Origin of the sequence: Salinicola sp. MH3R3-1 (assembly GCF_001937155.1) — a bacterium.
Taxonomy (GTDB): Bacteria; Pseudomonadota; Gammaproteobacteria; order Pseudomonadales; family Halomonadaceae; genus Salinicola; species Salinicola halophyticus.
The window spans coordinates 23,208-43,448 of record NZ_MSDP01000042.1 but is presented as its reverse complement, the minus strand read 5'-3'; the positions used below and the strand labels follow the sequence as shown (position 1 = coordinate 43,448).

The window sequence follows — 20,241 nt, the reverse complement described above, 5'->3', positions numbered from 1 at the left end:
CACTCTGTCAAGCATAATGCGATCGGCGAACGGCAGTCGATGTACCGCCGGCCAGCCAGAGGTCGCCCTAACGACGAAAGCCACGCGCAGGCGTGGCTTTCGAAGGATCAATATCAAGTTTCTTCCGCGAACGCCGTGTGCTCTCCGAGCGCTCGCAGGAACAACTTCTCAAGCTCGGGAAACGTACTCGCCGCTGCGCGTATCGATCTTGAGAATTTCGCCCTGGTTGATAAACAGCGGCACGCGCACCGTCGCCCCCGAGGAGAGTTTCGCCGGCTTGGAACCACCCTGGGCGGTGTCGCCCTTGAGGCCGGGATCGGTCTCGACCACTTCGAGCTCGAGGAAGTTGGGCGGAGAGACGGCAATCGCGTTATCGTTCCACAGCGTCACGGTGTAGACCGCCTGTTCCTTGAGCCACTTCTCGACGTCGCCAATGGCTTTCTTGTCGACCGCATACTGCTCGAAAGAGCCGTCGGTCTTCATGAAGTGCCACATGTCGCCATCGGAGTAGACATACTCCATGTCCAGATCCATGACGTCGGCGCCTTCCAGCGATTCGCCGGATTTGAACGTGCGCTCCCAGACCCGTCCGGTGTTCAGGTTGCGCAGCTTGACGCGACTGAAAGCCTGGCCTTTACCCGGCTTGACGAATTCGTTCTCGAGAATGTTGCACGGGTCGCCATCCAGCATCACCTTCAGGCCGCCCTTGAATTCGTTGGTAGAATAGTTCGCCATGATTCCTCACAAATGAACGATCGCGGGCCATCCGCGACGACAAATCCCAATTCCGCGCTATGCCCTGCGGCATGCGCTCTGATTTTAAGTGGTCAGCATGATAACCCGAACCCCGATCGCTGTGCATTGCGAAGAGGTCGTACACACGGCGCCCGTATCCGACACCCCGGCTGGCGACTGGCAGCAACAGCTGCGTGATGTCGTTCGCGATCCCGTGGCGCTATGTCAGCACCTGGCCCTGGACCCCAACTGGGTATTGGGCGCACGGACGGGCCACGAACTGTTCCCCGTGCGGGTACCGCAGGCCTATCTCTCCCGAATACGTCGTGGCGACCCCGATGATCCGCTGCTGCGCCAGGTACTGCCGCTGGACGTCGAAAGCGATGCCGTGCAGGGCTTCGTCGATGACCCGCTGGAAGAGCGCGATCACACTCCCAAGCCGGCCTTGATCCACAAGTATCCCGGCCGGGCGTTGCTGATCGCCAGCCCGACCTGCGCCATCAACTGCCGTTACTGTTTTCGCCGGCATTTCCCTTACGCCGACAACGCGCCCTCGATGCGCGAGTGGGAGCAGACGCTCGATTACCTGCGCGAGGATGCCTCGATCCTGGAAGCGATCCTTTCCGGCGGCGATCCACTCGCCTCCCCGGACCGTCGCCTGGCGACGCTGGTCGAGCGGCTGGATGCGATCCCGCACCTCAAGCGGCTGCGCATCCACACCCGCCTGCCGGTGGTGATTCCCGACCGGGTCGACGATGCGCTGCTCGACTGGTTGCGCAAGACTCGACTGCAGACCGTGATGGTGCTGCATATCAATCACGCTCAGGAGATCGACGAAGCCGTCATCGCCGCCTGCGCCCGGCTCAAGGCCGCCGGTGTCACTCTGCTCAATCAGAGTGTGCTCCTGCGCAGGGTCAACGATGATGTCGACACGCTGGCTGCACTCTCGGAGCGCCTATTCGAGGCCGGCATCCTGCCCTACTACCTGCATGTGCTCGATCCGGTATCGGGAGCGGCTCACTTCGACGTGCCCGATCACGAGGCCCGTCAGTTGATAGAAGCGCTACGCCAGCGTCTCGCCGGTTTCCTGATGCCGCGCCTGGTACGCGAAGTACCCGGTGAGCTGAGCAAGACACCGCTATGAGGAACTCAACCCGGTTCCGTCACGAGGAGAGATGTCGATAGTCTCGCCAGCCGCGCAGGGTCAGATAGGCGAGCGGCCCGGCAGAGCCAAAGCAGAAGGTGATGACGTAAAACACCAGTAGATAGCCGATACCGTGGCCGCGTCGGCGTGCGTCGAAGAACATCCATACCGCGATCATGATCAACGCCAGGTAGACATCGAACACTACCATTGCGGTCGTTGGACGACTCATCAAGCCGCTGGCGAATTGGCCCAGCGTCTGGTCGCTGGTGGTGATCGCGAAGATCGTGTATCCCATGAACACGATCAGCGTCATCAGAGGTACGAGAAAACGCAACATCGGCAACATCCTGTGTGGCAGTCCGTTTGACAGGCTTTATAAGAACTCAGGATAGCGGCAGCGTCACCTGAACGCTCAGGCCACTGGCGGCCGGCAAGGAAGTCTCGTCCAGACGGATATCTCCCCCGAGCCGCTCGGCCAACTCCTGAACGATCGACAGCCCGAGCCCCGATCCGCTGGTGCGCTGCCCGGCCAGGCGCACGAAGCGTTCGAACACGCGCTCCCGCTCGGCGACCGGGATGCCCGGCCCGCTGTCGGCAATCTCGATATGCAATCGCATCTCGGCCTGCCACATTCGCAGGCGCACCACGCCGCCCTCCGGCGTATAGCGCACGGCGTTGTCGAGCAGGTTGCGCAGCAGCACGTAGAGCCCGTTCTCGTAACTGAGCACACTCAGAGCCCCGGGGATGTCCTGAGTGAATCGAATCGCCCGGCTCTCGATCAGCGGCTGAATGTCGCGCTGCAGTTCTCGCCCCAGTCGCGTCAGATCGATCCTCTGGCGATTCAGGCCCCCCTCGCTCTCCAGTCGCGATAGCGTCAACAGCTGTTCGACCACGCGAGTCATCCGATCGACGCCGTAGATGATCGAGCGAGCACCGCGTTGAGCGCGCTCCTCGACGGTATCGTTCAGCAGGTTCTGGGCGTGCACCTTGATGGCGGCCAGCGGCGTGCGCAGCTCGTGCGCGGCATTGGCGGTGAAGCGCCGCTCCTTTTCCAGCGTCTCGGCCAGCCGACCGAACAACCCGTTGAGTGCGCTGACCATGCCGCGGATCTCTTCCGGCACTTGGCTGCCATCGATGGGCTCGAGAAAGCTCGGTTGGCGCGCCGTGATCTGGCGGCTGACGCGCAGCAGCGGCAAGAACCCGCGCGCGATGGCGAAGGGGATCAGCAGAGCGATCAACAGCACCCCGATGACCGGCGGCATCAGATTGCGCAGCGCGATCTGCCAGGTCAGTTCGTCGCGCACGTCATCCCGTTGGGCGGCGCTGGCCCAGACACCGTGGACCTCATCGTAGAGCGTGAAAGTGCGCCAGTCGTGACCGCCACCTTCGGCATGCGCATATCCCGGCGCGGGTATCAGCGTGTCTAGCAGCCCGGGGGCTTTCATGCCCAGCAGCGCATGGCCGTCGTTGTCCCAGATCTGGAACCCCAGTTTTTTCTCGTACGGATGGCCCAGCGGCGTCGGCGCATCGGTGGCGCTGTCAGGCACCAGGACCGGTTGCAGTTGAAGATCGCGGATCATCTGCTGAGGCTCGCGGCCGCCATCGCCACGATACTCGAAGTAGAGCGCCACCATCGTTCGCGTGGTCTGCGCCAGCTCGGCGTCGAACAGCTCGTTGATCTGATCGCGGGTGTCGTGATAGCTCCAGAGTGCCGCGATCGAGGTGATCAGCGTCACCGAAATCAGCAGAACACGGCGAAGATAGCGACGAATCGAGATCAATCCGTCGCTCCCAGCCGGTAGCCGACGTTACGCACGGTCGCCACCACATCGCTGCCGAACTTCCGTCGCAGGTGATGAACGTGAACCTCGATGACGTTACTTTCGACCTCGGCATCCCAGCCGTAAAGCACCTCGACCAGTTGATCCCGGGTGAAGACCTGGCCGGGATGTGTCATCAGGTAGGCCAGCAGGTCGTGCTCGCGGCGCCCAAGCGCGACCACAGCGTGATCGAAGCGTATCTCATGGGCTGCCGGGTCCAGCGTCAGGCGACCACAGTTTACCGTGGGTGAAGCACGCCCCGCGCTTCGACGTACCAACGCCCGCAGCCTCGCCAGCAGTTCGCCATTGTCGAACGGCTTGATCAGATAATCGTCGGCGCCGCTGTCGAGCCCGCGAATTCGATTGACGACATCGTCCCTGGCGGTCAGTACCAATACGGGAATCTGACTGCGAGACTCCCGCAGCTGTTTCAGCACCTCGAAACCGTCGATATCCGGCAGTCCCAGGTCCAGTATCAATGCGTCGAAAGTGGAGTCGTCGAGCGCTTCGCAGACCCCGCGACCCTCCGTCAGCCACTCCGGCACCATCTGTTCACGCCGCAGTACATCGACGACCCCCTCTCCCAACAACGGGTCGTCTTCAACCAGCATTACCCTCATGGCATTCTCTCTTACTGTCGCCATCGTTTTCTTACGGTCGCCAGCGTGGGCGAAACCGGAATTTCGAAGTCATTCATATCGTTCAGACCGCTCGATCGCCGATTCATTGCACTATCCATTCACTGTCCCAGTCCACTGCGCCGGTCCAGTACCCGTACCCTTTCAATACCACGCACGCTTCCAGCAACGTGCACTCTTCCAGTATCACGCCACGCTTCCAGCACCACGTACTCTTCCAGCACCACGTACTCTTCCAGTACCACATACTCTTTCAGTACCAAGCACTCGTCGATACGCGCCCTTCCTACCATGGCGGCATGTAATGGTTCCGGCCGGTGGCGATGCCGTAGCCGTCGCGGCATTTCTGCCATGGCATCGTCATGGGTTCGGCCGACAATCGGCAACAGGCCCGGCGGCGAGTGTAAGCCGATTTTAAGATTAGGCTGTCATAGTGAGTGTTCCGAACGGGACGAGCTAAGTCGACGCTTTGGAAACCAACAGGATTTCATCATGCTCGAACTACCCACTCTATCACTCGTGATCATCGTCCAGGACGCCATGCACCGCGTCGGCAACGTTGTCGACGAGGCTTCCCAGGCGCTACGTCATGCGACGAGTCTCGAATTCATCGTCATCGATGCCGGCTCGGGCGAGAGCGACGACAGAAACGACCGTGGCACCCTGAGGCAGCTAGCGGCCACCGATAGCCGGATCCGGCTCTATCGTCAGCCGGCCACCCTCGGCGCGGACGCCGCCCTGTGGCAAGCCGGCAGCCTGGCACGCGGAGAGTGGATCGTCACGCTCGATGCTCACGGCAGAGATGATCCGCACGATATTCCCGATATGCTCTGCGAGGCCCGGCATCAGGGATTGACCCTGGTCGAAGGGATTCCCCTCGACCCGCGCTGCCGGTGGAGAAAGCCGCTGTTTCGCGTGGCGAGAACCCTCGGTATCGAGCTGGCCGACAGCGAACGCTGTGGCCTTCGCCTGATTCAGCGCGAGGTGCTGACCTCTCTGCCATCGGTGGAAAGCCTGCACCGTTTCCTGCCGTTGCTGATTCGCCGCAGCGGCGGTCGTATCGGCAGCTACCGCGTCAATCGGCGTCAGGTGTCGTCGATGCCGCGGTCTTCACGCTGGTCGATGCCCGCGCGAGTGGCGGGATACGCCAGGGACTGGATGGGCATGTGGTGGCTTTCCCGACGCTGGCACGCCCAGCGCCCGCCGGGCAAACCCCGGGTTCGTGTCTACGCACGCTGAGGGCAATGGCTTCCGACGAAAGTGCCTTTAAAGATAGCGCCTTTGACGATGGCGCAGCCGACCTTAGCGACGCTAACGATAGCGTCGCTAACGATAGCGTCGCCCGTCGAGTTCCAGCCAGCCTCCAGGGCGTTCGCCGCCCGGGTCATGATGAGTCCAGTGGATCACGCCACCCTGCGCATTCCAGACATACTCCCCGCGAAAGCGTAAGCGATCGCCCGGCGCGATCGACGCCAGGCGCGGCGCCACGTCGATGTTGTGCGCAACCAGCAGCGTCTGCCCGGTCGCGAGCGCGACAATGATACGCTGGTGACGACTCCCCTCTCGGTCATCCGCCAAGACACGCTCGACCCTTCCCGCCGCTTCGATCCAGAACGCCTCGCGGTGCGTCTCGAACGCATGCTTGAGCGTCGTCTCGGCGCGGCTCTGGGAGGCAACGCCATCACCGGTATCGGAGCCAGGCACGGACGACGGAAAGAGCCCTCCGGCCCCGCCCAGCTGCTTGACCAGCGGCGTCACCGCAGCCAGAACCAACAGCCCGACCAGCACCCATCGATAACGCCTGAAACCGCTTTGTCGCATGCCAACTCGCTTTTCGATCGCCTGGATTTACGTCGATTCGATTTTACGTCGCTTCGACGTCCAATCGACAACGACGACTCAACGCCCTCGACCAAATGCGCCGACATTATCTTCGTCGCTACTATATTCGCCGACGCTATATTGGTCGGCACTGTCCCGATGTCGAAATCGGCCGTACAGACGCACAAAAAAAGGCCGAACCCAATTGAGGTTCGGCCTACGCTGTGTGCCCGTCCTGGGCTACCTACTCTGAGGACGAACTGTCGAAAGAGTTCCGGCTGGATGAAAAAAAACCCGTAAACTCTCGCCTCCCGGGTTAATCGTCACTCTCATCGAGTATCTGGACTCCCCGTTTCCACAGGCCAATCAACGAGCTGGGCGCCGCGCGTTCATCCAGTTCCCATTCGCGTGAAGGAAGACTCGACGAAATCTCCAGCGTGACGCGAAACCAGCGTCCGTCGGCCCCGGCCGGAGCGGCACCCGAGTTTCGTCGAGCATCGCCATGAGAGTCCGATGGCGAATCGGCAGTGCCGTGAGCGTCAGCGCTTTGATGGATCGAACCCTGCCGATCGAGCTCTTCCAGCACCCGCTGCAGCTTGTTGCGCTGCGGCTCGCTCAATTCCTGACAGTCGATTCGCCTGGGTGCCGACAGGCCGGGAGTCACCACGAAACCACCCTCTCGGCTAACCAGCAATACGCTGGTCGACTCCAGCCAGAAGCGGCCCTTGCTGTTCATGACAACACGCCCACGTCCGCCCAGGCACGCTGAACGATGCGCGTGGCATCGCTGTCGGCGCCGAACCGCTTGGCCGCACAGTCGACGGTCAGCCGAGCGAACTCGGCGAAATTGCCGTCGCGCTGCAGTCGCGGGTCGGTCAACGCGTCGAACCAGACCGGACCGGCCTGCTCCCAGGCAAAGCCGCCGAACGCTTTTGCCGCCAGATAAAACGCGCGATTGGGAATGCCCGAATTAATGTGCACGCCGCCGTTGTCCGAAGAGGTCCGCACGAAATCGTCCATGTGACCGGGTTGCGGATCCTTGCCCAGCACCGGATCGTCGTAAGCGCTGCCGGGATTGGCCATCGAACGCAGGGCGCGCCCATTGACGCGATCGGTGAGTAGCCCCTCGCCGATCAGCCAGTCGGCCTCATCGACGCTCTGCTCGAAGTGATGCTGCTTGACCATGGCGCCGAAAACATCCGCCAGCGACTCGTTGAGCGCTCCGGACTGATCGGCATAGACGAGTCCGGCTTCACGCTCGATGACGCCGTGGGTCAATTCGTGGGCAACGACATCGAGCGCCGCCGTGAAACGATTGAACAGTTCACCGTCACCGTCCCCGAAGACCATCTGGGCGCCGTTCCAGAAGGCGTTGTCGTAGTCTTCGCCATAGTGGACGGTCCCCAGCAGGGCCATGCCTTCGCCATCGATGGAAGCGCGCTCGAACACTTGCCAGTAGAAGACATGCGTGGCGCCAAGCCATCGATACGCTTCATCGACGGCCACGTCACCGCTATCGGGATCGCCCTCTTCCCGAACCAGATTGCCCGGCAGCGTCTGCTGGTTGTTCGCGGAGTAGATGTAACGCGCGGCCTCGCCGGGTTTGCCGCTATCGGCGGGCCGCGCCTGGATCGCCGTGGCGTTACGCAATCGAAACTGGGCATCGGTCTGCAGCGTCGCCCGCGCACACTGCTGCAGTCGCGCGTTGCCGTGAGACATGATGCGTTCGAGAACATGAGGCGGCATGATGCCTGCGAACCGGGTGGAATCAGTGGTTCCTGCCATTCGATCACCTCCTGTGAGCCAGAGTGAATGCTCACAGTGTGGTCCAATCTTCGGGCCGTCGCTGCCGCGTCATTGTTCCGTTTTGTCAGGAAAGGAACTGAAGGTCGTTTCCCCGCAACGACCTGGGGTTTGTCTGAAAAGTCGCCGAGCGAATGTCGGACAAGGCAAAAATCGGCGAAGAGGGACCGGGCTGGCGTCCCAGTTTACGGGGTGTAAATGAGGACTTTGAGCCAATTTTTAACGACGTATGGCCGAGGGCAGGCAGTTTTCAGCCAAAGTCCAGCGAGTCAAGCCGCCACTCTCGACAAACCATAGTCCGTGGGTTCTACCACGCCTGACAGCCGGCCGAGCTGCTCGAGATCCTGGCCGGCCAGGATCCGATCAAGACGGCCATGGCGGCTGTGGGCATTGAGAACCAGATGGACCTGCGAGGGTCGGCCCTGGGCGTCCAATCGCTGCACCCAAGCCAGCGCTCCGCTGGCGTATCGCACCAATGAGCCTACGGGGGCGATGCCGAACAAACGCACATAGCGTTGTACCCACACATTGTCGAACACCTCCGGCTGACTCAGCAGATGCCGATACGCATCGACCAGCGGCCAGGCCTTGCGGTCAGCGCGCGGGCGCGTCAGCGCATCGATGACATCGACCACCGCGAGCATTCTGCCCAGATCGTCGATAGCGTCACCGCGAAGCCCGTGGGGATAACCACTGCCGTCGAGGCGCTCGTTGACCTGTTCGATCACTGGCGAGGCGATGGCCGGCGATAACCAGCGGCATTCGGCCAGTCGTTCGCTGATCTGCGTGACATGCCCCGGCAGCAGTGCCCGCTGCGAATCGCTCAGGGGCGCGCGACTCTCGAGCAGGCTGCTCGGCAACGACGCCTTGCCCAGATCGTGCACCAGCGCGCTGGCCACGATCGCTTTCAGCGAGTCGTTATCATACCCCTGACTGCGCGCCAGATCGGCGGCGCGCACCGCTACCGACAGCGCGTGTCGCACGGCAGCGGGCTCGGATTCGAGATAACCCAGTGCATAGAGCAACGACTCCCGACTCTGGCTGCCCAGCGTCAGCAGCGTATCGGCGTGCCGTGATAGCAGCGACGGCGCGATCACAGTGCCATTTTGCAGCTGTAGACTCTGGGCATTGAGATAGTCGGCGATTTTGCGCAGACGCCGGACGATCGCGCCGGCATCGCCCGCGGCGACGTTATCGGCGGTGACGGCCGATCTGGCCGATGACGGCCGACGCCCCTGCGGAAACCGAAACAGCGCTGAAGGCTCCAGCGGCTGATCGCTGGCCGATGCCCTGCGCACGCCCTCACGCTCGATCTCCTTGACGCAGTACCACAGAAATCGCTCGCTATCGATCGACAACTCATCGAACTCGCAGCCAACCAGCGCCATGGTCCAGTCGTCATCGGTCCGGATATGCCGCACCCGGCCCTTGAGCTCGAGATACCGTTGATTGGGAAAGATCAGCTCGAGGACGGAAAACGCCTGCGAGGGAGCCAGCTTGACGGCGTCCACCAGCCGCATGGCCAGCAGACATCCGCCCAACGACAAATTGCGAACGTCCGCCTCGATGACGGGCAGGTCGGCCGCCAGGGTCAGGCGCGTCTCGACCCCCATCTCAGGACGTAGCGGGGCGCGGAATGTACCGCGCCGGTGAAGCGTGCTGACGAACTCCGGATAGCTGCAGAGAAATTTTATCCGCGGCGTGTCATCCAGGCGTTGGATCATCGTCAGCGCCGAGGTGCGGACCAGCGCGCCCCTGACATGACCGATGAGGTGAAACGGATCGCCCCGGGTTAGCGGCTCGGCCAGAGCCGGCGCCGTCGTCACATCCACGACCAGCGACTGAGGATGGAGAACGTCGTCCAGCAGCACCGGCCAGAAAGCGCTACCGGCGGCATCGAATGCCAGATTGACGCTGCCCTGAAGACAGAGCGGCTCCAGCCACTCCCGCAGGGCAGGGGCTTGATAGATATCCGTGGAGGCAGAGTCGGACATGAGGGCTCCGAAAACACGTGGCGCGATCGCGAAGAACGGTTCAGGGGACGAGTTTACCGCCGTTTCCCGACATTATGTAACAATTCGTTATCGACCGTTCTGAAACCTTCTTGATCCTGAGCCGCTCTTCGTCGCCCGATCCGCGTACGGTGATGTCCTTCAGTGCTCTGGAGAGAGCGTTGCCAGATCCGAGGCGGAGTAGCCCAGTAGATAAAGCAGCCCGTCGAGCCCCATGACCGAGACGGAAAGCGCAGCCTGACGACGTACCAGCGGCTTGGCGTGAAAGGCCACGCCCAGGCCGGCGGCCGCCAGCATCTCGAGATCGTTGGCGCCGTCGCCCACGGCCACGGCCTGGTCCGGATCCCAGCCTTCACGTTCGACGATCTGCTTGAGCATCATCGCCTTGCGCTCGGCGTCGATGATCGGCTCCTGTACCTCGCCGGTCACCCTGCCATCGCGAATCACCAGTTCGTTGGCGTGAATTTCGTCGAAACCCAGCCTCGCCTGCAGATAGCGGGCGAAATAGGTGAACCCGCCGGACAGAATCGCCGTGCGATAACCCAGCCGCTTGAGATAGCCCATCAACCGCTCGAGCCCTGGCATCAGCGGTAACGACTCGGCGATGTCGGCCAGTACCGACTCATCGAGGCCCTCGAGCTTGCTCATGCGTTCGCGAAAGCTCTGCTGAAAGTCGAGTTCGCCCCGCATCGCGCGCTCGGTTATGGCAGCGACTTCGTCGTAGACACCGTGACGTCGGGCCAATTCATCGATGACCTCGGCCTGAATCAGCGTCGAATCCATGTCGAAGCAGATCAGTCGGCGATGTCGTCGCCAGAGATCGGCAGGCTGCAATGCGAGATCGACGGCGAAACGCTCGCTCAGGGCAAGGATCTTTTCGCGCAGCAGCGTCGAGTCACGTACCGCGCCACTTAGCCGCCACTCCAGACAGGCACCTGCATCGCCCGGCGAGTTGGCCGCATCGAGCCGGCTCTCAGCGGAAAGACGTCTGACCTGCTGGATGGTCAATCCCTGTTCGGCCGTCAGGGCACCGACTTCCGCCATGACCTCCGCCGACAGCGCGGGTGCCATCAAGGTCAGTATCCAGACAGGATCCTTGGCAACATCCGCCCATAGCGTTTCGCTTTTGGCGGACACCGCTTCAACTCGACAATCCAGACCGAACACGTCACCGGCCGTCGGCAGCATCGCGCCGAGATCATCGGCGGTCTCGACCAGCGCTTCCAGCGTGACTTCACCGAAGGCGACGTGCTGGCTCAGGTCCAGCAGACGGCAGTTGGCGCTGACCAGTGCCGTACCCAGTGCAGCCGTCTGACCGGGCCGTGCAGCCCCGGTGGCTCGCACCACAAAACGTTGTGACATCTTTTCCCCACGAAGCGCCGCAATGCGCTTTCTCTCTTTATCAAATGCTCGTTATCAAAGACTCGTTACCAGATATTCATCATCAACTCGTGCTTTCAGGACTCGATCTCCAGTCGGTCGACTTTCTGGAATCCACGCGCCAGCTTGCTGCCGCGGCGGCCGCGCTCGCCGGTGTAGTACTCGAGGTCTGCCGTCTTCAGGGTCTGCTTGCGCTTGCCGGCATGCACGATCAGCGAAGCACCCTCCGGCAGCAACACCAGATCGCGGACGAACTCTTCACGTCTCGCCGCTTTGGCGCCCGGGATGTCGATCATCTTGTTGCCCTTGCCTTTCGACATCTCCGGCAACTGGGATAGCGCAAAGACCAGCAGCCGCCCCTCATTGGAAACCGCGGCGACCCTTACCCCGTCGCCCGCCGGTATCGCCTTGGGCGACATGACATTGCAACCCTTGGGCACCGAAAGCACCGATTTGCCGGCCTTGTTCTTGCCCAGCAGATCCTCGAGCCTGACCACGAAACCGTAGCCGCCGTCGGACGCCAGCAGATAGCGGGCGCTAGGCACGTCGAGCATCAGCCCGGTCATGGTCGCCCCGGCCGGGGGATTGATCCGCCCGGTCACCGGCTCGCCCTGGCCGCGCGCGGAGGGCAGGTTGTGCGCGCTCAGCGTATAGCTGCGCCCGCTATCGTCGAGCAGCACCAGCGGCTGGTTGGTCTTGCCTCGTGCCGCCAGATGAAAACTGTCGCCGGCCTTGTAGGAAAGTCCCGCGGGATCGATATCGTGGCCCCGCGCCGCACGAATCCAGCCTTTATCGGACAGCACTACTGTGACCGGATCGGCGCCCACCAGTTCCACCTCGGAGAGCGCCCTGGCCTCGCTGCGTTCGACCAGCGGCGAGCGGCGAGGATCGCCGTAGGCCTCGGCCGCTTCCCGCAGCTCCTTCTCGACCAGGTCGGTCATCGCCGACTCGGACCCGAGCAGCTTGTTGAGACGTTTGCGTTCGGCCTCGAGCTCGTCCTGCTCGCCGCGAATCTTCATCTCCTCGAGCTTGGCGAGGTGACGCAGACGCAGTTCCAGGATCGCTTCCGCCTGACGCTCGGTGATGCCGAACGCGCTCATCAGCGCCGGCTTGGGCTCGTCCTCCTCGCGAATGATGCGGATCACTTCGTCGATGTTGAGATACGCGATCAGCAACCCTTCGAGCAGGTGCAGACGATCCTCGACCTTGCCGAGGCGATGCTCCAGGCGGCGACGCACCGTGGTGCGGCGGAACGTCAGCCACTCGCCGAGCATGGCGTTCAGTGCCAGGACCCGAGGCCGGCCGTCCAGCGCGATCACGTTGAGATTGACGCGGATACTCTTCTCGAGATCGGTGGTGGCGAACAGGTGCGCCATCAGTCCGTCGGCGTCGATACGGTTGGAGCGCGGCTCGATCACCAGCCGCGTGGGCGTCTCGTGAGTCGACTCGTCGCGCAGATCCGCCACCATCGGCAGCTTCTTGGCCTGCATCTGGGCCGCGATCTGTTCGAGCACCTTGGCTCCGCTGACCTGGTACGGCACCGCGGTGATCACGATGTTGCCGTCTTCACGCTCGTAGCGGGCGCGCAGCTTGACCGAGCCGCGACCGGTCTCGTAGAGCTTGCGCAGGTCGGCCGGCGGCGAAATGATCTCGGCGTCGGTGGGGAAATCCGGCGCCGGCAGATACTGCATCAGATCCGCGACGCTGGCCTCGGGCTGGCGCAACAGATGGCAGGTCGCCTCGACCACTTCCACCACGTTATGCGGCGGAATATCGGTGGCCATCCCCACGGCGATGCCGGTGCCACCGTTGAGCAGCACGTGCGGCAGGCGCGACGGCAGCACCGCCGGCTCGTTCATGGTGCCGTCGAAGTTGGGCGTCCAGTCGACGGTGCCCTGCCCCAGCTCCGCCAGCAGCGTCTCGGAGAAACGCGACAGCCGCGCCTCGGTATAGCGCATGGCGGCGAAAGACTTGGGATCGTCCGGGCTACCCCAGTTGCCCTGACCGTCGACCAGCGGATAGCGATAGCTGAACGGCTGCGCCATCAGCACCATCGCCTCGTAGCAGGCGCTATCGCCGTGGGGGTGGAATTTACCCAGCACGTCGCCGACGGTACGCGCCGACTTCTTGTACTTGGCGTTGGCGGTCAATGCCAGCTCACGCATGGCGTAGACGATACGGCGCTGCACCGGCTTCATGCCGTCGCCGATATGCGGCAACGCGCGGTCGAGAATCACGTACATCGAATAATCGAGATACGCTTTCTCGGTGTACTCCTTGAGCGAAAGGCGTTCGACGTCGCCTTCCGCTACCTGAATATCCATGGTCATACGATTTTGACCTTGTTCACGATTGTGGAATCGTTGAGGGCAGCGCCCTCGTTAAACCTGTTAGCCGCCGCGAGCTACGGGCCGCGAGCTTCAAGCTTCAAGCTTCAAGCTTCAAGCTTCGAGCTACGAGCTACGAGCTACGAGCAACACTGTAATGGCGAGTCTTTTTTAGCCGCGCAGTCACGTCGCGGAGCCCATTCGAGAGCAGAAAGGCTCAGACTTCGATCTCGGCCATGTTGCCGTAGTCTTCCAGCCAGCTTTTCCTGTCGCCCGCCCGCTTGCGCGCCAGCAGCATGTCCATCATTTCCAGCGTGCCGTCGTCGCGCTCACGGGTCAGCTGGACCAGCCGCCGGGTGTCGACGGCCATGGTGGTCTCGCGCAGCTGTAGCGGACTCATCTCGCCCAGGCCCTTGAAGCGCTGAACGTTGGGCGTGCCGCGCTTGCCTTCGAGGCGTTTGAGCGTGGCCGCCTTTTCGCTTTCGTCGAGTGCATAGAAGACTTCCTTGCCCAGATCGATGCGGTAGAGCGGCGGCATGGCGACGAAGGCGTGACCGGCATCGACCAGCGCCGGAAAGTGGCGCACGAACAGTGCGCACAGGAGCGTGGCGATGTGCAGGCCGTCGGAGTCGGCATCGGCGAGAATGCACACCTTGTGGTAGCGCAGCTTGGAGAGATCGTCGCTGCCCGGATCGAGGCCGATCGCCACGGCGATGTCGTGGACTTCCTGCGAGCTGTAGATATCGGCGGATTCGACTTCCCAGGTGTTGAGAATCTTGCCGCGCAGCGGCAGGATCGCCTGGGTCTCGCGATTGCGCGCCTGCTTGGCACTGCCGCCGGCGGAGTCCCCCTCGACCAGGAACAGCTCACTCGAGACCGGATCCTGGCCGGAGCAATCCGCCAGCTTGCCGGGCAGTGCCGGCCCGGAAGTGATCTTCTTGCGCGCCACCTTCTTGGCGCTCTTCTGGCGCCGCTGGGCGGCGTTGATCACCAGTTCGGCCAGCTGTTCGGCCTGGTCAACGTGGTGATTGAGCCACAGCGAGAAGGCATCCTTAACCACGCCGGAGACGAAGCCCGCCACCGTGCGCGACGACAGCCGCTCCTTGGTCTGGCCGGCGAATTGCGGATCGAGCATCTTGATCGAGAGCACGAACGACACCTTCTCCCACAGATCCTCCGGCGACAGCTTGACGCCGCGCGGCAGCAGACTGCGGTATTCGCAGAACTCACGCACCGCCTCGAGCAGACCGCTGCGGAAGCCGTTGACGTGGGTTCCCCCGAGCGGCGTCGGGATCAGGTTGACGTAGGACTCGAGCACCGGCTCGCCGCCCTCCGGCAGCCACTGGATGGCCCAGTCGACGCCCTGTTCCTCGTCTTCGAAATGGCCGGTGAAGGGTGACGGCGGCAGCACCTCGAAGCCATCCGTCGCCTGGGCGAGGTAGTCACGCAGACCGTCTTCGTACTGCCACACGTTTTCGGCGCCGTCGGTCTCCTTGAGCACGACCGTGAGCCCGGGGCACAGCACCGCCTTGGCGCGCATCAGATGCTTCAACCGTGGCAGAGAGAGCTTGGCGCTGTCGAAATAGTCGGCTTCCGGCCAGAAGCGCACCACGGTGCCGGTCGCCCGCTTGGCGCAGCTGCCGATGATCGACAGCTCCTCGACCTTCTCGCCCTTCTCGAACGCGATGCCGTAGCGATTGCCCTCGCGACACACCTCGACCTCGAGGCGCGTCGACAGCGCGTTGACCACCGAGACGCCGACCCCGTGCAGACCGCCGGAAAAGCGATAGCTCGACTGGGAAAACTTGCCGCCGGCGTGCAGCCGAGTAAGGATCAGTTCCACCCCGGTCACACCATGTTCCGGGTGAATGTCGATCGGCATGCCGCGGCCGTCGTCGGAGACCTCGATGCCGCCGTCGTCGAGCAGGACGACACGAACCGTCCGGGCGTGTCCGGCCAGCGCCTCATCGACGCTGTTGTCGATGACTTCCTGCACCATATGGTTGGGGCGGGTCGTGTCGGTATACATGCCCGGCCGCTTGCGGACCGGATCGAGGCCGGAAAGCACCTCGATGGAGCTGGCACTGTATTGTGTCATGCAGGGTCTCGCCACGTTTGTAAGGTCAGAATCACTGGGTCAAAGTCACTGGATCAAAGTTGCCGCGTCAAAGTCACGGCGACGTAATCGCCGCGCCGCCAAATCGTCGCGGCAGCCCTGACACCGGCAAGGCGTGATGATCGAACAACAACCGATATCAAGATTTCTCTACCCCGAGCAGGATTGGCGACGATGATACATTACTGGACAGGCATACAGTGATGGTTTTGCCGCCGGAGATCAGCAGAGCTCCCTCAAGAGAACTCGAGGGAATCCGGCACGTGCCAGCCGCCGTGGGCGAAAAGCGCGGGCAGGTAGTCGGGCAGAACATTGAAGCTGTGATCGCCGCCCGGATGAATCAGCGTTCGACTGCCGGCATAGGCGCGCAGCGCGTCCCGACAGTCCAGCGTTTCGTCCGCGCCGCCCAGCAGCAGCAGATAGCGTGCCGGGTGCACGATGCGGTCCCATTGCAGCGCGGTCAATTGGTCGAAATAGCTATTGTCGATCGTGAAACGCTCACCGGAGTCGTCGTTGACCAGCGTCTGCCCCATATAATCGGCCACGAACCGGGCGGGCTGAACCGCGGGGTTGATCAGCACGGCGCGAAGGCCGTGACGCTCCGCCAGAATCGTCGCCAGGAAGCCCCCCATGGAGCTTCCGACCAGCAGCGTATCGTCATGCCCCAGCTGTTCGAGGGCCGCTTCCGCCTGCTGCCACGCCACATTCGGGCGATGTGACAGATCCGGGATCAGACACTCGAACGGACGCCCTTCGTGCCGCGCCAACGCTTCGCAGGCGCGCTTGACCAGCTGCGCCTTGGGCGAAGCGCTGCTGCTGTTGAAGCCGTGCAGATACAGCAGCGCCCTGGCCGGCCGAACGCCAGCCTGCGGATCATTCGACATTCGTCGCTCCGTCGCTTTCGTCCGTCACCGGGCCTTCTGTCCCTGCCAGATCGCCTCGATCAAGCCACGACTGGAATCGTCCAGCGAGTCCAACCCATTCTGGGTCGCGATGATTTCCTCGGTTTCGGTAGCGATCTGCTTGCCCAGTTCGACGCCCCACTGGTCGAAGGAATCGATATTCCAGATCACGCCCTGCACGAATACCTTGTGCTCGTAGAGTGCGATCAACGCCCCCAACGTGGCCGGATTGAGGCTGTCGAACATCAGCGTCGACGAGGGCTGGTTGCCGCGATACCGCTTGTAGCTGGGCGGCGTGCCCTCGGTCTTCACCGCATCGTCGCCTAGCATCAGGACCCGGGATTGCGCAAAGCAGTTGGCTAGCGCCAGGCGATGCTGAGCCATCAGATCATCACGGAAGCGCTCGTCCTCGACGTCGTTGTAGCGGTTGACCGGGGCGATGAAATCGCAGGCCACCGGCTGGGTACCCTGGTGCAGCAGCTGATAGAACGCGTGCTGACCGTTGGGGCCGATCTCGCCCCAGATCACCGGGCAGGTGGAATAATCGACCACGGCGTCGTCGTTGGTCACCGACTTGCCGTTGGACTCCATCTCCAACTGCTGGAAATACCCGGGCAGGTGCTTGAGACGCCCATCGTAGGGCAGCACCGCATGGGAGCGAATATCGAGAAAATTGACGTTCCAGATACCGATCAACGCCAGCTGCACCGGCAGGTTTTCCGCCAGATCGGCGGTACGGAAGTGCTCGTCCATGGCATGGGCGCCCGCCAGCAGCTGGCGGAAGTTGTCCATACCCACACGGATCGCGATCGGCAGCCCGATCGCGCTCCAGAACGAATAGCGACCGCCGACCCAGTCCCAGAACAGCAGCTGATTGGCGGGATCGATGCCCCACTCGGTCATCTTTTCCGGCTTGGTGGAGACGCCGACGAAGTGAAAGCGCTTGATCAACGACTCGCCGCATCCCAGACGGGTGGCGATCCAGTCGAGCGCGGTCGAGGCATTCGATAGCGTATCGATAGTGCCGAAGGACTTCGACGACAGAATGAACAGCGTTGTCTCGGGATTGAGCCAGCTCAGGAAATCTGCCAGCTGCGAGCCGTCCATGGTCGAGGCGAAGTGCGTCGACACCTCGAAGACGTCGTCGGGCTCGAAATCGGTGAGCGCCGACGTCACCATCAGCGGCCCCAGATCCGAGCCGCCGACGCCGAGATTGACCACGTCGGTGATCGGCTTGCCGGTCGCACCGCGCCATTGGCCGTTCAACAGCTTCTCGACCAGCGTTTCCATCTTGTCGAGGGTGGCGTGAACGTCGCTGACCACTTCGACGCCTTCGACCTCGAGTTCGGCATCACGCGGCAGGCGCAGGGCGGTGTGGAGTGCCGGGCGATCTTCGGTGCGATTGACCCGCTCTCCCGACAGCAGCCTCTGGATGGCGTCAGGTACGTCAGCCTCTCGCGCCAGCGACTGCAACTGCTCCCGGACCTCCGTCGTCCACCGCTGCTTGGACAGATCCATCTGAATGCCCGCGGCCTCGAGATGGAACTCGTCGAAGCGCGGCGCCTGCTGGAACAGGGTCTTCAGATGGACATCCCGCATGCCCCCGTCGAGCTGCTGCTCGAGCGCTTTCCATGCCTGGGTTTCACGAATCGACATCTATGGCTCTCCTTGTCACGTGCAGCGAAGAGACGCAAAACGTACACTGTCGCCTCAGCGGGCGTATCCCACGCGTTCCGTTCGCTTCACGCTCTCCCAATTAAGAATATCTTTCGGCAATGATTGACGCATCTTACCGTGACGCCATCTTTTCGACACCCCTCGATCGCGTGGCGAGCTTCTCGTTCGACGAACGGGTGGTGGCCTGCTTTCCGGATATGGTCCGGCGTTCGATTCCCGGCTACGGCCAGATACTCGGCATGTTCGGCGTCATCGCCGAGCGCCACCTGCGCCACGGCGCGCATGTCTACGATCTCGGCTGTTCGCTGGGTGCCGTTGGGCTGGCGCTGGCCGGGCGTCTGCCCGCTGACGCCTTCGCACTGACCGGCGTCGATCTTTCCCCGACGATGATCGCGCGAGCTCGCGAGATCGCCGCGACAGAGTGCCCCGATCACCCGATCACGTTTGTCGAAGGCGACATTCGCCACGTCGACTACTGCTCCAGCGGGATGATCGTGCTCAACTTCACGTTGCAGTTCCTGCCGCCAGCGGACCGTGACGCCGTGATCGCCCGGCTGTACGCGGCACTGGAGCCCGGCGGCATCCTGGTGCTGTCGGAAAAGATTGTTGCCGAGGACGAGCAGGAGAACGCCTGGCTGGTCGAGCGCTACCACGATTTCAAGCGCGCCAACGGCTACAGCGACATGGAGATCAGTCAGAAACGTACCGCCCTGGAGAACGTGCTGGTACCGGACTCGCTGGCCGCGCACCACCAACGCCTGACTCAGGCCGGTTTCTCGCGGGTCACCACCTGGTTTCAGTACCTTAACTTTGCGTCCCTCATTGCTTTCAAGGACAAGGATGCCTGACACCCCGACGACCACGCTCGAGGACGCCGAACGCCGACTCTATCTCGCTTTTCTGGAAATCGGATTGACTCGCTGGCTGGCGCTGCTGCCCGAGCAGCTGGCAAGTGGGCTCGATCGCCGCCGCCACGGCGATCTGCCGGCGTGGGAGAAGGCGGTGGCCAAGCTGCCGGCGTTGCCGGCCATACGCCAGGTCGACCTGCAGGCTGACAGCGTCACGGTGGAACTCGCACTGAGCGATGCCGAGCGTCGGCGCAGCGAGAACCTGTTGAAGATCCTGATGCCGTGGCGCAAGGGCCCTTATCGGCTCGGCGACATCGAGATCGATACCGAGTGGCATTCGGACTGGAAGTGGCAACGTGTCGCCCCGCATCTCTCCCCGCTGACGGGGCGCCGCGTTCTCGACGTCGGCGGCGGCAACGGCTATCACGCCTGGCGCATGGCGGGGGCCGGCGCGGCCTTCGTGCTGGTGATCGACCCGTCGCCGCGTTTCCACTATCAGTTCCATGCCGTGCGCCACTTCGTGGGTGACGCCGACGGTTACCGCACGCATTTTCTGCCGGTGGGCATTGAGGACGTACCGGAGAAACTTGCCGCTTTCGATACCGTGTTCTCGATGGGCGTGCTCTATCATCGGCCTTCGCCGCTGGAGCATCTGCTGCAGTTGAAAGACGCGCTGGTACCCGGTGGCGAGCTGGTACTGGAAACTCTAGTGGTCGAGGGCGACGCACAGACTGTCTTCATGCCCGGCGAGCGCTACGCCAGCATGCCCAACGTCTATTTCCTGCCCTCGTCGAGCGCGCTGGCACACTGGCTCGAACGCTGCGGTTTCGAGGCCGTCCGCTGCGTCGACGAGACGATCACCACGCTCGACGAGCAGCGTTCCACCGAGTGGATGACCTTCCACTCGCTGGCCGATTTCCTGGATCCGGACGACCGGACGAAGACAATCGAGGGCCATCCTGCGCCACGCCGGGCGACGTTGGTCGCCCGCAAGCCCAGATAATGGACCGAACAG

At 62.7% G+C, this 20,241-nt stretch carries 18 protein-coding genes; 4 read left to right on the top strand and 14 right to left on the bottom strand.

Annotated elements, in window-relative coordinates; translation table 11 throughout:
• Positions 1-168: 168 nt before the first annotated feature.
• Positions 169-735: an elongation factor P gene (efp, locus tag BTW08_RS17990; protein ID WP_075563880.1), complete on the bottom strand. Its 567-nt coding sequence runs from the start codon at positions 733-735 to the stop codon at positions 169-171.
• Positions 736-832: 97 nt separating this feature from the next.
• Here efp and epmB point away from each other — a divergent pair, with 97 nt between their 5' ends.
• Positions 833-1,879: an EF-P beta-lysylation protein EpmB gene (gene epmB / locus BTW08_RS17985; protein WP_075563888.1), complete on the top strand. Its 1,047-nt coding sequence runs from the start codon at positions 833-835 to the stop codon at positions 1,877-1,879.
• Between the two features lie 19 nt (positions 1,880-1,898).
• On the opposite strand, the gene BTW08_RS17980 is transcribed toward epmB, so the two are convergent.
• The 4 genes from BTW08_RS17980 to BTW08_RS19185 all read right to left on the bottom strand — a co-directional run bounded on the left by BTW08_RS17980 (position 1,899) and on the right by BTW08_RS19185 (position 4,693).
• Positions 1,899-2,219, bottom strand: a complete 321-nt coding sequence (locus tag BTW08_RS17980; RefSeq protein ID WP_075563879.1) for a DUF2834 domain-containing protein — start codon at positions 2,217-2,219, stop codon at positions 1,899-1,901.
• Between the two features lie 46 nt (positions 2,220-2,265).
• Entirely contained in the window at positions 2,266-3,663 is a 1,398-nt protein-coding gene (locus tag BTW08_RS17975; RefSeq protein ID WP_075563878.1) for an ATP-binding protein, read from the bottom strand.
• On the bottom strand, positions 3,660-4,322 hold the full coding sequence (locus BTW08_RS17970) for a response regulator transcription factor (protein ID WP_075563877.1): 663 nt from the start codon (positions 4,320-4,322) through the stop codon (positions 3,660-3,662). The genes BTW08_RS17975 and BTW08_RS17970 overlap by 4 nt, the downstream gene beginning before the upstream one ends.
• A 119-nt stretch (positions 4,323-4,441) precedes the next feature.
• Positions 4,442-4,693 (bottom strand): hypothetical protein, encoded by a 252-nt coding sequence (locus tag BTW08_RS19185; RefSeq protein WP_168170684.1) that lies wholly within the window; start codon positions 4,691-4,693, stop codon positions 4,442-4,444.
• A gap of 139 nt (positions 4,694-4,832) precedes the next feature.
• On the opposite strand from BTW08_RS19185, the gene BTW08_RS17965 reads away from it, so the two are divergent.
• A complete protein-coding gene (locus BTW08_RS17965; protein ID WP_075563876.1) occupies positions 4,833-5,579 on the top strand; it encodes a glycosyltransferase in 747 nt (248 codons plus the stop codon).
• Between the two features lie 87 nt (positions 5,580-5,666).
• Here the strand turns inward: BTW08_RS17965 and BTW08_RS17960 are convergent, their stop codons facing one another.
• The 9 genes from BTW08_RS17960 to pgi all read right to left on the bottom strand — a co-directional run bounded on the left by BTW08_RS17960 (position 5,667) and on the right by pgi (position 18,357).
• On the bottom strand, positions 5,667-6,161 hold the full coding sequence (locus tag BTW08_RS17960; RefSeq protein WP_075563875.1) for a DUF3465 domain-containing protein: 495 nt from the start codon (positions 6,159-6,161) through the stop codon (positions 5,667-5,669).
• A gap of 316 nt (positions 6,162-6,477) precedes the next feature.
• Entirely contained in the window at positions 6,478-6,897 is a 420-nt protein-coding gene (locus BTW08_RS17955) for a protealysin inhibitor emfourin (protein ID WP_075563874.1), read from the bottom strand.
• Positions 6,894-7,946 (bottom strand): M4 family metallopeptidase, encoded by a 1,053-nt coding sequence (locus tag BTW08_RS17950; protein WP_075563873.1) that lies wholly within the window; start codon positions 7,944-7,946, stop codon positions 6,894-6,896. The genes BTW08_RS17955 and BTW08_RS17950 overlap by 4 nt, the downstream gene beginning before the upstream one ends.
• 287 nt (positions 7,947-8,233) lie before the next feature.
• The gene (locus BTW08_RS17945) at positions 8,234-9,958 is read right to left on the bottom strand and encodes an HD domain-containing phosphohydrolase (RefSeq protein ID WP_075563872.1); all 1,725 of its coding nucleotides are present in this window, start codon (positions 9,956-9,958) and stop codon (positions 8,234-8,236) included.
• Between the two features lie 159 nt (positions 9,959-10,117).
• Complete coding sequence (gene serB, locus BTW08_RS17940) at positions 10,118-11,338, bottom strand: phosphoserine phosphatase SerB (protein ID WP_075563871.1); 1,221 nt, start codon at positions 11,336-11,338, stop codon at positions 10,118-10,120.
• Positions 11,339-11,433: 95 nt separating this feature from the next.
• Entirely contained in the window at positions 11,434-13,686 is a 2,253-nt protein-coding gene (parC, locus tag BTW08_RS17935; protein ID WP_075563870.1) for a DNA topoisomerase IV subunit A, read from the bottom strand.
• 214 nt (positions 13,687-13,900) lie between these two features.
• Positions 13,901-15,781 carry a DNA topoisomerase IV subunit B gene (gene parE, locus BTW08_RS17930; RefSeq protein WP_075563869.1) on the bottom strand — a complete coding sequence of 627 codons (1,881 nt, stop codon included), beginning with the start codon at positions 15,779-15,781 and terminating at the stop codon, positions 13,901-13,903.
• Positions 15,782-16,035: 254 nt separating this feature from the next.
• Positions 16,036-16,683 (bottom strand): YqiA/YcfP family alpha/beta fold hydrolase, encoded by a 648-nt coding sequence (locus tag BTW08_RS17925; protein WP_075563868.1) that lies wholly within the window; start codon positions 16,681-16,683, stop codon positions 16,036-16,038.
• A 24-nt stretch (positions 16,684-16,707) separates the two neighbouring features.
• A complete protein-coding gene (gene pgi, locus BTW08_RS17920) occupies positions 16,708-18,357 on the bottom strand; it encodes a glucose-6-phosphate isomerase (protein WP_075563867.1) in 1,650 nt (549 codons plus the stop codon).
• 119 nt (positions 18,358-18,476) lie between these two features.
• On the opposite strand from pgi, the gene cmoA reads away from it, so the two are divergent.
• Positions 18,477-19,226 carry a carboxy-S-adenosyl-L-methionine synthase CmoA gene (gene cmoA, locus BTW08_RS17915; protein WP_075563866.1) on the top strand — a complete coding sequence of 250 codons (750 nt, stop codon included), beginning with the start codon at positions 18,477-18,479 and terminating at the stop codon, positions 19,224-19,226.
• Positions 19,219-20,229, top strand: a complete 1,011-nt coding sequence (gene cmoB / locus BTW08_RS17910; protein WP_075563865.1) for a tRNA 5-methoxyuridine(34)/uridine 5-oxyacetic acid(34) synthase CmoB — start codon at positions 19,219-19,221, stop codon at positions 20,227-20,229. The genes cmoA and cmoB overlap by 8 nt, the downstream gene beginning before the upstream one ends.
• Positions 20,230-20,241 lie beyond the last annotated feature (12 nt).